The following is a 14,145-nucleotide window of genomic DNA, read 5'->3' on the forward strand; positions in this document are numbered from 1 at the left end:
ATGTGGAAGATCCTCCTCGAGGAGTTCCTCGGCGACCTGCGGGCCCAGAAGACGCGCGCCTTTCTCACGATCTTCGCCGTGGTGTGGGGGACGATCTCGATCGTCCTCCTGCTCGCCTTCGGCGAGGGGCTTCGAAACCAGTTCTCCGTGGGCCTGCTCAACGCCGGCGAACGCATCTTCATGGTCTACGGCGGCCAGACGAGCATGGAGCACGAGGGGCTGTCGAAGGGACGGCGGATCCGGCTGCGGGAGGAGGATCTCGACCTGCTGCTGCGCGCGGTGCCGGAGTTCGAGATGGGCAGTCCCTCCTACGGCCGGGGCCGGACGCACCTGAAGGTGGAGGAGAGCCAGACGACGACCTACATGGAGGGCGTGAACCCGGTCTTCTCCGAGTTGCGGCGCATGTTCCCGGCTCCGGGCGGCCGGTTCATCAACCAGCGCGACATCGACGAGAAGCGGCGCGTGCTCTTCCTCGGAGACGGCATCGCCGGACGCCTGTTCGGCGACGCGCCGCCCGTGGGCCGCACGGTGATGCTGGACGGCCTTCCGTTCCGCGTCATCGGTGTGATGGAGTCGAAGTTCCAGGACTCGAGCAACAACGGGCCGGACGAGGATCGGGCGGTGATCCCGGCCTCCACCTTCCGGAGCATCTACGGCCAGGACTTCGTGAACCACCTGCTCCTGCGGCCTCGCGACGTGCGGGACGCGGCGGTCGCGAAGGAGGAGCTGTACCGGGTGCTGGGCGGCCGCTACCGGTTCGACCGGGCGGACGAGCGGGCGCTCGCGATCTGGGACTTCATCGAGGACGAGAAGATCGTGAGCCAGATCGGGCTCGGGATTCAGATATTTCTCGGCCTGGTGGGCGCCTTCACGCTGATCGTGGCCGGCGTCGGCGTCGCGAACATCATGTACGTCGTGGTGCGCGAACGGACGCGGGAGATCGGCGTCAAGCTCGCCGTGGGCGCGCGGAAGCGGCACATCGTGAGCCAGTTCCTCTTCGAAGCGATCCTCATCGCCGTCGGCGGGGGCCTCGCGGGGCTCGCCATCGCATCGCTCCTCGTGACGGGCATCGATGCCCTGCCGATCGACGATCCGGCCCTGCAGTACATCGTGAACCCGAAGCTCTCCGTGCCCATCGCCGCGGTGTGCGCGGGGATCCTCATGGCGATCGGTCTGGTGGCCGGCATCCTCCCGGCCCGCAAGGCCGCCCGGCTCGATCCGGTGGAATCGCTGAGGTACGAATAATCGGGGCCGTTCGGCGCTCTTCACCCGTTACGCAAACCGTCGGCCGTCGTTACATTCCAAAGCGATGTTGTGCGCTGCTTTTTGTTGCCTGATCCGGGCGCATGGCGCCCCGGATTCGCCCTCTTCCAAGCAGGAGTACGCCATGAGATACAGCCTCTCCCTACGAACCGCGGCGATCGCCGCCTTTGCGGCGCTCGGCGGCCTCATCGCGCCGTCCGACGCGCTCGCTCAGGGCGTCACCACCGCCGCCATCAACGGGCGCGTGACCGGGCAGGATCTCGCGCCGCTCGCGAGCGCCGTGGTCAGCGCCGTGCACGGCCCCAGCGGGACGTCGTACTCGACGCTCACGCGCGCGGACGGGCGCTTCAACATCCCGGGCATGCGGGTCGGCGGACCCTACACGATCACCGTGTCGCTCATCGGCTTCGGGGACGAGTCGGCCGAGGCCCTCGTGCTCGCGCTGGGGGAAAACCGTCGAGTCGACTTCGTGCTCGGCGTCGAGGCCGTGGCCGTGGGCGAGATCACCGTCACGGCGGAACGCGGGGCGATCCTCTCGAGCGGGCGCACGGGGCCGCAGCAAACCGTGACGACGCGCGAGATCGAGAACCTCCCGACGATCGCCCGCAGCATCCAGGACTTCGCACGGCTCACGCCGCAGGCGCTGGGGACGAACATCGGGAGCAGCGAGAACATCGGCGGCATCAGCATCGGCGGGAAGAACAACCGCTTCAACAACATCTCCGTGGACGGCGCGATCCTGAACGACGTGTTCGGGCTCCCGGCGAGCGGGACGCCCGGCGGCCAGGCCAACTCGCAGCCGATCTCGCTCGACGCGGTGCAGGAGTTCCAGGTCGCGATCGCGCCTTTCGATGTCCGCCAGGGCGGCTTCACCGGCGGCTCGATCAACGTCGTGACCCGCTCCGGGACCAACGACTTCGACGCCTCCGGCTACGCCTTCGGACGGAACCAGGGCTTCACGGGCAACCTCGACGACAACCCGCTCTCCGACTTCAGCGAGCTGCAGGCGGGCTTCCGGGCGGGCGGCGCGATCCAGCGCGACAAGATCCACTTCTTCACCAGCGGCGAGATCAAGCAGACGAGCCGCCCGCTGGCGCTGGGGCTGGTCGGCAGCAGCCAGACGAACACCATCGATTTCGTCGACGCGGGGACGATCAACGAGATCGTCGACATCGCGAACTCCGTATACAACTACGACCCGGGTCGCTTCGAGGAGAGCCTCCAGCGGGAGACGGACGACTTGAAGTTCTTCGCCCGCCTGGACTTCAACCTGTCCGACAGCAACCACCTCATCGTGCGGCACAACCATGTGAACGCGAATTCGCAGCGCGGGATCAGCCGGCACTCCGGTGAGGTCGGACTGCCCGGCCAGGGGTACACGTTCGACGCCGTGTCCAATTCCACCGTGATACAGCTCGACAGCCGGCTCGGGGCCGCTTCCGCCAACATGTTCCGCGTCTCGTACCAGCGTCAGCGGGACAAGCGGACGCCGGACCTCGCGATCTTCCCCGAGGTCGACATCGAACCGTTCGACGGCGAGAGCGAGAGCGTGACGCTGGGGATCGAGCGCTTCTCACAGCAGAACGCGCTCGACCAGGACGTGTTCGAGATCACCAACGACCTCACGCTCTTCCGGGGCGACCACACGCTCACGCTCGGGACGCACAACGAGTTCTATTCGTTCTCGAACCTCTTCATCCAGGACGCCTTCGGGCAGTGGGAGTTCGACGGCGAGAACGCGCTCGACAATTTCCGCAACGGGATGGCGACGCGATACCGGGCGTCGATCTCGCGGCTCGCGGATCCGTACCCGAGGGCGGAGTGGGCCGCGATGCAGTTCGGCTTCTACGCCCAGGACCAGATCGACCTCAGTGATCGTTTCAACGTCTCGCTCGGGCTCCGCGCGGACATCATGGCGATGCCCGATCCGCCGCTCGAGAACCCGAGCTTCGCGGCCGCCTTCCCGGGCCGGCACACGAGCGACGTGCCGAGCGGCAACGTGATGTGGTCGCCGCGGCTCGGATTCAACGCCGCGCTGGACGAAGACCGGCGGACGCAGATCCGCGGCGGCACCGGGATCTTCACGGGCCGTAACCCGTTCGTGTGGATCTCGAATCAGTATTCGAACACCGGGATGGACTTCATCCGCATCGACTGCGCCCCGTGGCGGGGCTGCACGCCGCCGCCGTTCACGGGCGACCCCACCCCGGTGCCGGTGCCCGGCGCGGAGATCGCGACGACGGAGGTCAATCTCACCGACACGAACTTCAAGTTCCCGCAGGCGTGGCGGACGACGATCGGGATCGACCGCGAACTGCGCGATGGCCTCGTCTTCACTGTCGAGGGGATCTACACGAAGAACGTCAACGACATCCTCTACCAGGATCTCAGCATCCAGCCGGAAGGGAGGACGAGCGACGGTCGCGTGCTCTTCTCCAACGACCCGGTGGACCGGGAGTTCTCGCCCGGGGTCTTCCTGCTCGCCAACACGGACCAGGGCCGCCAGATTCAGTTCACGACGCAGTTGCAGAAGCGCTTCGGCGGCGACTTCCTGCCGAACATGTTCGGAAGTCTCGCCTACACGTGGACGGACGCCACGGACGTGAACAGCGGGCAGTCCAGCCGCGCGATCTCGAACTTCCAGTACAACGAGATCGGCGTCGACCCCAACAACCCCGGCGAGGGGACGGCGGACTTCGAGATCAAGCACCGGATCATCGCCTCCCTTTCGCAGCGCATCGCGTGGAGCGAAGACGTCGGGACGACGATCACTGCGTTCTACGAGGCACGCGCGGGGCGTCCGTTCAGCTGGACCTACTTCGGGGACGCGAACAACGACGGGCGGCGCTTCAACGACCTCGCGTTCGTTCCGGGCGATGCCGACGACGCGATCTTCGAGACGAACTGCGGCGGCTGCATGGACTTCGCCGCCTGGGACGCGTTCGTGAGCGACATTCCGGGGCTGGACGAGTACCGCGGCGGGATCGTGGGCCGGAACTCCTCGCGCGAGCCCTGGGTGCGCAGCCTCGACCTGCGGATCGCGCAGGATGTACCGCTTCCGGGGCCGGGCAGCCGGAACATCCAGGTCACGCTCGACTTCATCAACGTCGGGAACTTCCTCAACTCCGAGTGGGGCCGGCAGCGCTACACGAACTTCGGCACCTCGACCATCCTGTCGTTCCGGCGCTACGACGCGGAGACGGGCGTGCCGGTGGTGCGCTTCACGCAGCGCGACACCGACGAGAGCGGTGCGCTCGGCATCGATGATGTGTACCAGATCGACAACATCCTGTCGCGCTGGGCGCTTCAGCTCGGGGCGCGGATCTCGTTCTGATGCGGTAGGTCGCAGAACGGGAGCGGCGACGCTCCCGCAGCGGGCACGAGAGAGGGGGCCTTCGGGCCCCCTTTCGCGTCTCGTCAGTCGTCGGCCAGGTAGCGGCCCGCCATCTCCACGAGGTCGGGGGTGCCGAGGAAGGTCGGCACCCGGTGGTGCAGCCCTTCGGGTTCGATATCGAGGATGCGGCGGCGGCCATCGGTGGCCAGACCGCCCGCCTGCTCGCAGATCATGGCCATCGGAGCCACCTCGTACAGCAGGCGGAGCTTCCCCTCCGGCTTCGCGACGGTCCCCGGATACATGAAGATCCCCCCTCGGAGGATCGTGCGGTGGAAATCCGCCACCATGGATCCGACATAGCGCGCGGAGAACGACGGCGCGTCGCGGGGCGGCCGCCGGAACCGTTCCACGAGTCGCTGCTGACCCGGCGTCCACTTGTCGAAATAGGCCTCGTTGATGCTGTAGATGTTCTTGCCGGGCGAGGGGATGCGCAGGTTCCGGTACGAGAGGAGGAACTCCCCGATCCCCGGGTCGAGCGTGAAGCCGTGGACGCCCGCTCCGGTCGTGAAGACGAGCATGGTGGAAGAGCCGTACAGGACGTATCCCGCCGCGACCTGTTCGGATCCCGGCTGGAGCAGGTCGCGCCTGCGCACCTTGCGCCCCTCGCTCCGCTTGCGGTAGACGGCGAAGATCGTCCCCACCGAGATGTTCACGTCGATGTTCGAACTCCCGTCGAGCGGATCGAACGCGATGATGTACGGTCCGGGGTCGCGTGATTCGGGGACATGAACGAACCCCTCCTCTTCCTCGGACACCATGCCGCTCAGGCTGCCGCAGCGCCGCAGCAGGTTCAGGAGGACGTCGTTCGCGTACTCGTCCAGCTTCTGCACTTCCTCGTCGTGCACGTTCGTGCTCCCGATCACGCCGAGGATGTCGATGAGGCCGGCGCGATTCACAGCCGCCGAGATGACCTTTGCGGCGAGGCTGATCTGGAGGAGGATGTCGGTGAGCGCGCCCGTGGCCTTGGGGTATTCGCGCTCCTGCTCGGCGATGAAGTGCTCGACGGTGACGATGGATCCGGTCAAGATGGCTCCGCGGAAGTCGGGGGGTGGGCTGGCGGTCCGTGGCGCTGACGCGGGGCTTTGCCACGGATCGCTGAGCTTACGGAGGGGTGGTTTTTCGCGTCAAGGCGCGTCGGCGATCCTCCAGCCGCGGGCGTCGACTTCGATGCACAGGGGGCCGTCCAGATCGGTCCGCCACACGTGCGGCACCCGGGCGGAGTCGAGTCGCGCCAGCGTCACGGCGTGCGGGTGCCCGTACCGGTTCCCGGTGCCCGAGGAGATTACGGCGATGTCCGTCTCCGTCGCCTCCAGCCACTCGACGGAACTGGAAGTCCGGCTGCCGTGGTGGCCGAGCTTGAGCACATCCGCCTCGGGGCGGCGCGGCGCCAGGCGCTCCAGGATCTCGCGTTCGACGTCGACGCCGGCGTCGCCCGTGTTCACGTAGCGAAAGCCGCCGATCGTGAGACGGAAGGAGAGGGAGCCTTCGTTCGCGTCCGAGCCGGCGGGGCCGTCGGGCCAGAGAATATCGAGTTCGACGTCGTCGATGCGGAGGCGATCTCCGGCGCGGGGCGAGTGCCAGGAGGCGCCCTCCTCCTGAAGCCGTTCGAGGAAGGCGAGGTAGGACGCGCTGGGTTCCGGGACGCCGGGATCGAACACACGGCGGACCCGGAGGGCCTCGAACACGGCGGCGGCGCCGCCGTAGTGGTCGAGGTGGGGATGGGAGATCAGGAGCAGCTCCACGGTCCGGGCGCCCTTGCCGCGCAGGAAGGGCACGACGACGCGGCTTCCCGCGTCGGCGATCAGCGGCGGGCCGGATGCCGTGCCGGCCGTACGGAACGCCGCGCCGGGACCCGCGTCGAAGACGAGCCATCGGCCGGCGCCGGTTCGCACGACGGCGGCGTCGCCCTGCCCCACGGCGAGGGTGCAGACGAGCGCCGTGCCCCGGTCGAGTCCGGCCCGGACGAGAGGCCAGGCGACGGTGAGCGCGAGCACGGCGCCGACCGAGAGGAGGCCGAGGCCGCGCCGGGCGCGCGTGCGGTCGAGTGCGAGGGCGATGAGCGCGGCCGTGACCGCCCACGCGCGCGAGCCCAGGCCGGGGCCCGTCCAGCTCAGCGGGAGCCCCGCGAAGAAGGCCGCGATCGCCGCGAGGCAGGCGAGCGCCATGTCCGCGGCGCCGGCGAATAGCATCCAGAGATTCCACGGCAGGACCAGCGTCAGAGCGAGGGCGGGAAGCGCGAGACTCACGACCCCGCCCGCCACCACGCTGGCCGGGATCGAGGCGATGACGATGCGTTCGAAGTGGAAGGCCGCGATGGGCGCGGTGACGAGGAACGCACCGCAGCTCACGGCGAGTGCCCGCCCGATCCCGCGCAGACGTCGGGAGGAGAGCGGACGCGGCAGCGGTGCGCGACCCCCGAGCACGACGCCCGTGAACCCGGCGAACGAGAGCTGAAAGCCCACGTCCGTTACGATGAGCGGGTCGGCCAGGATGGCGAGCATCGCCGCGAGCGCCGCGAGGTCGCCGACGCGGGCCGGGCGGGCCCGGCGGAAGGCGAGCGCCCAGCCCCAGAACATCAGCGCTGCGCGCACGGCCGAGGGGGGCGCCCCGATGAGGCACACGTAGGCGCTCGTGCAGCCGGCGGCATACAGGAGCCGGCGTGGACCGCGCACGCGAAGGCCGATGAGCCAGGAAAGCGAGGCCCCGATCAGGCCGACGTGGAGCCCGGAGATCGCGAGCAGGTGGATGATCCCGGCCCCGACGAACGCCTCTCTCGTCCCGGGGTCGAGGGTGCTGCGGTCGGCGAGCAGCAGAGCCTTGCCGATCGCCCGGTGCGCGGGGGCGAGCCGGGCGTCGAGCCGGGCGAGCAGCCCGGCGCGCCATTCGATCATCCAGCGGCCGGGGCCGCGCGGACCCACCGCGTCCGCGGGGACGTCCAGCGGCTCCAGCGTCGCGCCGCCGATCCAGCCCAGCGTCGCGGGCGGACGGGGCAGCCGCGCCCGTCCGGCGTCCGGATCCATCCCGCCCGCCGTGCGCCATGTGCCCCGGGCGAGCACCGCCGCGCCGGCCTCGCGCCCCGCGCCGGGCCGCACGAAGGCGCGCACCGCGCCCAGGCGGCAGACCCGCCCCCCCGACACGATGCGGACGTCGCGGATCGACACCCGGACCGGGCCGGCCCCCCGGCCCGACTGCCGCGCCGGCACCGGGTCGCCGAGCGTGCCGACTGCCGCGGCCGGCGCGCCCACCTCCATCGTCGCGACACACGCCGCCCGCGCCGCCGTGCCGCTCGGCAGCCCCGCCAGCAACCCGGCCACGGCGGCGAGCGCCAGCGAGAGGCCGACGCCTGCGTACGGCGGGACGCCGCCGACCCGGCCGGGACGCGCGCGGCCGCCAGCCCGCAGCGCGGCCCGGCCGACGAGGACACAGACGAGTCCCGTCGCGATCGCCGCCGGCGCCTGGAGAGCGACGCCGTCAGTCCGGGCGAGCGCGAGCCCGGCCACATCCCCGGCGGCGAGCGCCAGGGCGGTCAGAAGCAGGGGAGAAAGTGAGCGGGACGTCGATCAGCCTCCGGGCGCAGGGTACACCCCTACGCTCGGAGAGGGCGTCAACCGTCCATCAAAGGGGAGGGCTCGGCTCAGATCGCTCCGGCGGAGCGGGGGGGTCCGCCGCAGCCGGGGACTCCGAGGGGGCCGGAGACTCCGGTGCGGGCGGCGGCTCGTACGCGGGGCGCGCCGACGCCGCCCGGTTCGCGAGGCGCCGGGCCCGGCGCTCGGCCCGCCACGCGAGCAGGCCCGAGAGGCCCATCCCCCCGAGGATGCAGGCGAAGACGACGAGCGGGAGCGGCGCGCGAATGCGGAGGAAGGGCAGCACGACGTTCACGAGTTCGCCCCCGTTCCGAACCGAAAACCAGAACGCCGCGAGGATGACGACGGCGAAGGCGAGAAGCCGCGTCACGAAGCGCATCAGCAGGGCTGCCCCGTAAAGGTCGCGCCGGTCGTCCCCGTGAGCCGCACGTGCGCGTACGTGCCGATCCGGCAGGGGTCTCCGGGGAAGGCGACGACCTTGTTCTGCTCCGTCCTGCCGAGCACGTCACCCGGCGAACGCGCGGAGCGCTCGATCAGCACCTCGCGCCGCGAGCCCACCTCGGACTCGTTGATCTCGCGCTGGATCGCGCGGTGCTCGCCGATCAGCCGTTCCAGCCGCTCCGAACCCACCCCGTCCGGCACGAAATCCGGGGCCGGGAAGCGCGTGGCCGGCGTCCCTTCGCGCAGCGAGTACTTGTACAGGTAGGCGTCGTCGAACCGCACGCCCCGCATCAGCTCCAGCGTGGCCTCGAAGTCCGCCTCCGTCTCCCCCGGGAAGGCGACGATCACATCCGTGGAGAGCGCGATCCCGGGCACCTCGCGGCGCGCGGCCTCGACCTTCTCGAGAAACCCCGCGCTCGTGTAGCGCCGCACCATGCGCTTGAGGATGCGGTCGGAGCCCGATTGCACGGGCAGGTGGAGCTGGCGGCAAACCGTCGGCTCCTCCGCCATCACCTCGAGCAGTTCCGGCGTCACGTCGTTGGGATGGGGGGAGGTGAAACGGACGCGGCGGATGCCGTCCACGCGGCTCACGGCCCGCAGCAGCGCCGCGAAGTCCCAGTCTCCGGACTCGTACGAGTTCACGGTCTGTCCGAGGAGCACGACTTCGCTGAACCCATCCTCCACGGCGCGCCGGGTCTCGGCCAGCACCGCCTCGGGCGTCCGGTTCTTCTCGGGTCCCCTCACATAGGGGACGATGCAGAAGGTGCAGCGATGATCGCAGCCGCGCTGGACCGTGATCCAGGCGCTCACGCCTTCCCGCCTCACGCTGTCCACGCCCTCGTAGTTCTCTTCCGCGTCGAGTCCGAGCAGCGTCTGTCCGCGCTCGATCGCATTCGCCCGGATCGAACCGATGAGTTCCGGGAGGGCGCGGTAGGCATCCGGTCCGGCCACCAGGTCCACGCCCGCCGCCTCCTCGATGAGCCGCGGGCCCAGCCGCTGCGCCATGCACCCCGTCACCCCCAGCACGAGGCCGGCATGCCGCTTGCGGTGGCGTTGCAGCTCGCCGATCCGGCCGCGGACGCGCCGTTCCGCGTGCTCGCGAATCGCGCAGGTGTTCACGAGGATCACATCGGCGCGCTCGGGCGCGTCCACGCTCACGTAGCCTTCGTCGACGAGCAGCCCCTCCATCAACTCGGTGTCGTTGATGTTCATCTGACACCCGTAGGTCTCGATGTAGACCCGCCCCCCGAGCGGGCGGGGGTCGCGGGGGCGATCCGCGCCGGGCGTCGCGCCGGGCGTCTTCAGGGTGACGAGCTTCGTCTTCTCCAGCGTCTTCTCCATCGGCGGCTCAGCGCTGCCGGAGGGAGAAGGAGAGGGTGACGCGCCGGAAGCTCTCCGCGAACCCGGCCGCCGCGACGTCGCCGCGCGATCCGCTCTCGAAGGCGAGATCGAATACGGCGAGTCCCTCCTGGAACTCCCAGCCGAAGCCGCCGGTGAAGGCAGATTCCTCGAGCGCTTCGGCGCCCCGGCTGAAGGGGAGCCCCGTCCGCCGCCAGCCGGCCCGAAGCGGCAACCTCCCGCCGAGCAGGGAGAGCGCGCCGTATTCGACCCCGCCGCCCAGCCAGGCAATGTCGTGGGACTGGAACGCGGAACCGGCCGCCGCGGTGCGCGACCCCACGGCCGACCACCCGGCCCGGCCGCCGCCGGCGGTGACGAGGATCTGGTCCGTCACGCGCACGCTGCCGCCGAGTTCGATCGAGGTCGGCAGATCGAACTCCGCCTCGGGTTCTTCCGCCGCTTCGGGGGTCGCGTACAGCGTCCCTCCCGTGCCGAGCGACACCCCCGCCACGACGCGGTCTCCCAGCCGAATCGACCCGCCCGCCCGGAAGCGCCAGGCTCGCCACGACAGCTCCCTCGCCCCCGCGATGCCGCCGAGCGCGGGAGCTCCGCCGATCGGATCGTCGAACTGACGGAAGAACGACTGCCGCAGCGAGCCGGTCAGCCGCTGCGCCGAGATGCCGACGCCCAGCGGCCCGAGTCGCCGCGCCAGCGACGCGTCGATCGTGCTGATCCCGCCGTTGTGCTCCCGCGTCTCCTCGTAGGGGACCGCCCCGTCGTTCAGCCGCAGCGTGTCCTGCAGGATGTTGGACCAGTCCTGATCGAACTCGCCGCCGAAGGCCAGGCTGAAGGCCCAGTCGTTGTAGGGGACGAGTGCGCGGATCGTGGTGAAGCGCCCGCGTCCCGTGTCGAGCGACGGGCCATCGCCCTGGAGTGTCACGCCCTCGCTGGCCAGGGAGACGGAGAAGCCGGGTTCGGCGTGAAGGAGAAGGTCCGCCGGGTTCGTGACGCTGTACGATCCGCCGAGCAGGCCGGAGCCCGAGCCGCCGAGCGCCGCCGACCGGCCATCCACGGGCGCGACCGGATAGCCGAGCCCGACCGCCGTGAGCGGCGTCTGGGCGAAGAGGGCGACGGGGGAAGCCGCCAGCGCCGCCAGCGCGAACCCGGCCCGGACGCATGCCCGGACCCGTGCCCGGACCCGTGCCCGGAGCCCTCGGACGGGAGGCATCACGGCACCGTGAAGTCGGGCGGCGAACTGAACACAATGCGGATCCGCGGCCGGAGTTCCGGCGGCGATTCGGCGGAACCGAACTCCCAGTAGCCCAGCGCCTGCGCATCGGGATCCGCCCGCAAGCCGATCCGGATGCGCCTCAGCGAATCCTGGACGGCTTGCGCCATCACGCGCGTGATGTCGAGGCGAACCGGCTCACCCTCGCGGAGTCTGTCGGGATCGAGCGTCGTCGTGGCCAGATCCCCGCTCCCGATCGGGGTCTTTTCGCCTACCTCGAACGGGTCGCCGAGCAGGCTCACCTTGCGGGCTGCGATCGTGCGCTCCGCCGCGTACAGGTCGGGCGCGGCCAGCGGATGCAGGATGACCTCGGCCTGGCTTACCGTCGCCCCCTCGAGTCCCGCTCCCCCGAGGACGCCCGGCGGCACGAACTCGAAGTAGATGCGCGAGGCGGGGAGGCCGCCGACGCGAAGCTCCGTGCCCGTAGGCGGCTGGGGCGGATCCAGGATGAACGCGTGATCCTCCCAGAACTGGGACTGCGGCACCGGGATGCTCCGCCCGACCAGGGTGGGATCGTACCGGAGGACCATCTGAATGACCCGGAGTTTCGTTTCGGGGCCGTCCACCACGATGGCGAAGCCGTTGCCCCCATCCTCCCGCTGCCACGCCTTCATCAGCGAGTCCTCCGCCACGGCCGGCGTCATGAGGAGCGTGTCCGAGGCCGCCTCCAGCACCGCCGACGCAATCTCGACTCCGAGGCTGCCCCCCGGCTCCGTCCACGGGATTCCGGCCGCCGCCTCCTGCCACGTCGCGCGATGAGGCTCGAAACGCTCCCCGAGTTCGACGAGCTTCACCGTGACGGGGAATTCCGTGAACTCCGAGCGGATCGTGTCCAGGCGGAGCTCGAACTCCACTTCCTCGAACGTCGCGACCGGCAGCGTATCGACGAACGTCCGGACCGTGTCGGGGACGTTGAAGCGCGCAAGCCCGCGACTCGACACGTCCGTCCCGGCCGAAACGAACACGAAGGGCGCGGTAGAGGGCCGGGCGAAGCCGGTCAGCGTCGTGTCCCGCCAGGTCGACAGTTCCGAGACGGCGATCGTGACGTCCCGCGTCACCACGCCGGCGCCCGGCACCTCTTCTGAGCCCAGCGAGAGCGGGTCCTCCGCGCAGGCGGCCAGCAGCACCGGTAGAGCCGTCGCGATGAGCGCCGCGCGTCGCCGTCCGTTCACGGGCCCGTCTCCGCCGACGCGGCCATCCGCTCGAGCGAGAAGTTCGCGGGCAGCAGGTCGCGCAACCGCCAGACGATGGACTCCCCGTTCGTTCCGATGCTCATGACCTCGAGTTCGCGGCCGAACTCCGCGAGCGCCTGGCGGCACATGCCGCACGGCGGGGCCGGGACGGCGCCGCTCGTCACGATGGCGATGCGCGAGAAGGCGCGCGCCCCCGAAACGACCGCGTGTCCCAGCGCGACGCGTTCCGCGCACGTCCCGACGGGGTACGACGCGTTCTCCACGTTGCACCCCGCGAAGACCCGGCCGTCGTCGGCCTCGAGGGCCGCGCCGACGAGGAAACGCGAATACGGAGCGTACGCGCGCTCGCGGGCGGCCCTCGCGCGGTCGGCGAGATCGTCCCACGAGAGCGGCGCTCCGGCTGTCCCTCGAGTCTCGGTCATCGGCTTCCATCCGCGGCGTCGACCGGCCTGCCCACGTAGTGTCGGGGCAGACGGCGTCCGATCGCCGTCAGCACTTCGTATTCGATCGTCCCGGCGGTCCTCGCGAAGTCCGCCAGCGCGACCTCCTCTCCTCCGTCACGGCCCAGGAGCGTGGCCACGTCCGCAGCTTCGACACCCGGCGCGCCGGAAACGTCTACCGACGTCACGTCCATGCAGACACCGCCCCGGATCGGCACCCGGATTCCGGCGATGACCGCCTGTCCCCGGTTCGACAGACGCCACGGCAGCCCGTCCGCGTACCCGATGCCCAGGGTGGCGAGACGTTCGGCGCGCTTCGTCGTGTAAGTGGCCCCGTAGCTGACGGTGGAGCCCGGTGCCAGGTCACGAACTTCCAGCACCCTCGCGCGTACCCGCGCCACACTCTCCGGGTCCGCCAGCGCGCCGGCGGCGCTCGCCCCCCGCCGTCCCCCGTACAGGTAGATCCCCGGCCTGACGAGCCCCAGATGATACTGCGGATCCGTCATCACCGCATCGCTGTTCGCCGCATGCAGGAAGGGGATCTCGACGCCAGCGTCCTCGAGGACCGATGCGGCTCGCCGCAAGCGGGTCAACTGAAGAGATGTCGCGGCCGGATCCGTGCCGGCGGAATGGAAGTGCGTGTAGACGCTCGCCAGCGTCACGCCGCCGCGCGAGAGGATCGACACGACCTCGGGCGTCCACGCGGCGGCTTCGGCCGCCGGGAGGCCCGCGCGCCCCATGCCGGTGTCGATTTCGAGGTGAACGGGGATCCGGGTGGACGCGGCCCGCGCGCCGGCTTCGAGCTTCGCGAACGACGCCAGGCTCAGGGCCGCGCTCTCGAGCCGCGCCTCGAGGAGTTGGGAGATCTCGGCGGTGGCGGAGGGGGCGAAGACGATGATGCGGCGCTCGATCCCGCCCCGGCGGAGTTCGGCGCCCTCCGGCGGCGTCGCGACCCCGAAGGCGTAGGGCTGCAGCCGGTCCAGGGCGCGGGCGACCTCGATCGCGCCGAGGCCGTACGCATCCGCCTTGACCATGGGGACGAAGCGGGCCGGGGCGGCATGGGCTGCCACGCGCCGGGCGTTGCGCGACAGCGCGGCCAGATCGACCTCGAGCCACGCTCGGTACGGGGGATCTTCGCGGCTGCGGGTCAAGCGTCGCCGGGGGTTCGGGGGTCGAATGCAGCGGCGTCCTGCCACGGGATGAT

Annotated in this window: 10 protein-coding genes; 2 read left to right on the forward strand and 8 right to left on the reverse strand. The window is 70.4% G+C overall.

Annotated features, from left to right (window positions below; genetic code table 11):
- Both RN743_RS10395 and RN743_RS10400 read left to right on the forward strand, forming a co-directional pair.
- On the forward strand, positions 1-1,245 hold the full coding sequence (locus RN743_RS10395) for an ABC transporter permease (protein WP_310779666.1): 1,245 nt from the start codon (positions 1-3) through the stop codon (positions 1,243-1,245).
- 142 nt (positions 1,246-1,387) lie between these two features.
- Complete coding sequence (locus RN743_RS10400; RefSeq protein WP_310779667.1) at positions 1,388-4,597, forward strand: carboxypeptidase regulatory-like domain-containing protein; 3,210 nt, start codon at positions 1,388-1,390, stop codon at positions 4,595-4,597.
- Between the two features lie 83 nt (positions 4,598-4,680).
- Here RN743_RS10400 and fbp read toward each other — a convergent pair whose 3' ends face one another.
- From fbp to alr, 8 genes are all read right to left on the reverse strand, one after another.
- Positions 4,681-5,682: a class 1 fructose-bisphosphatase gene (gene fbp, locus RN743_RS10405; RefSeq protein WP_310779668.1), complete on the reverse strand. Its 1,002-nt coding sequence runs from the start codon at positions 5,680-5,682 to the stop codon at positions 4,681-4,683.
- 99 nt (positions 5,683-5,781) lie between these two features.
- Positions 5,782-8,157 carry a DNA internalization-related competence protein ComEC/Rec2 gene (locus RN743_RS10410; protein WP_310779669.1) on the reverse strand — a complete coding sequence of 792 codons (2,376 nt, stop codon included), beginning with the start codon at positions 8,155-8,157 and terminating at the stop codon, positions 5,782-5,784.
- 115 nt (positions 8,158-8,272) lie between these two features.
- The gene (locus tag RN743_RS10415; RefSeq protein WP_310779670.1) at positions 8,273-8,611 is read right to left on the reverse strand and encodes a hypothetical protein; all 339 of its coding nucleotides are present in this window, start codon (positions 8,609-8,611) and stop codon (positions 8,273-8,275) included.
- 8 nt (positions 8,612-8,619) lie between these two features.
- Positions 8,620-10,023, reverse strand: a complete 1,404-nt coding sequence (miaB, locus tag RN743_RS10420) for a tRNA (N6-isopentenyl adenosine(37)-C2)-methylthiotransferase MiaB (protein WP_310779671.1) — start codon at positions 10,021-10,023, stop codon at positions 8,620-8,622.
- A 7-nt stretch (positions 10,024-10,030) separates the two neighbouring features.
- Positions 10,031-11,248: a hypothetical protein gene (locus RN743_RS10425; protein WP_310779672.1), complete on the reverse strand. Its 1,218-nt coding sequence runs from the start codon at positions 11,246-11,248 to the stop codon at positions 10,031-10,033.
- Positions 11,248-12,480 carry a hypothetical protein gene (locus RN743_RS10430; protein ID WP_310779673.1) on the reverse strand — a complete coding sequence of 411 codons (1,233 nt, stop codon included), beginning with the start codon at positions 12,478-12,480 and terminating at the stop codon, positions 11,248-11,250. Before RN743_RS10430 ends, RN743_RS10425 begins: the two co-directional genes overlap by 1 nt.
- Positions 12,477-12,923: a cytidine deaminase gene (cdd, locus tag RN743_RS10435; protein ID WP_310779674.1), complete on the reverse strand. Its 447-nt coding sequence runs from the start codon at positions 12,921-12,923 to the stop codon at positions 12,477-12,479. Before cdd ends, RN743_RS10430 begins: the two co-directional genes overlap by 4 nt.
- Complete coding sequence (alr, locus tag RN743_RS10440; RefSeq protein WP_310779675.1) at positions 12,920-14,092, reverse strand: alanine racemase; 1,173 nt, start codon at positions 14,090-14,092, stop codon at positions 12,920-12,922. Before alr ends, cdd begins: the two co-directional genes overlap by 4 nt.
- Positions 14,093-14,145: the final 53 nt, after the last annotated feature.

This window comes from Candidatus Palauibacter scopulicola, from assembly GCF_947581915.1.
Taxonomy (GTDB): Bacteria; Gemmatimonadota; Gemmatimonadetes; order Palauibacterales; family Palauibacteraceae; genus Palauibacter; species Palauibacter scopulicola.

Coding starts and splice junctions, on each gene's coding strand:
- RN743_RS10395 (WP_310779666.1), top strand. CDS start 1: ATGTGGAAGATCCTCCTCGAGGAGTTCCTCGGCGACCTGCGGGCCCAG.
- RN743_RS10400 (WP_310779667.1), top strand. CDS start 1,388: ATGAGATACAGCCTCTCCCTACGAACCGCGGCGATCGCCGCCTTTGCG.
- miaB (WP_310779671.1), bottom strand. CDS start 10,023: ATGGAGAAGACGCTGGAGAAGACGAAGCTCGTCACCCTGAAGACGCCC.
- RN743_RS10425 (WP_310779672.1), bottom strand. CDS start 11,248: ATGCCTCCCGTCCGAGGGCTCCGGGCACGGGTCCGGGCACGGGTCCGG.
- cdd (WP_310779674.1), bottom strand. CDS start 12,923: ATGACCGAGACTCGAGGGACAGCCGGAGCGCCGCTCTCGTGGGACGAT.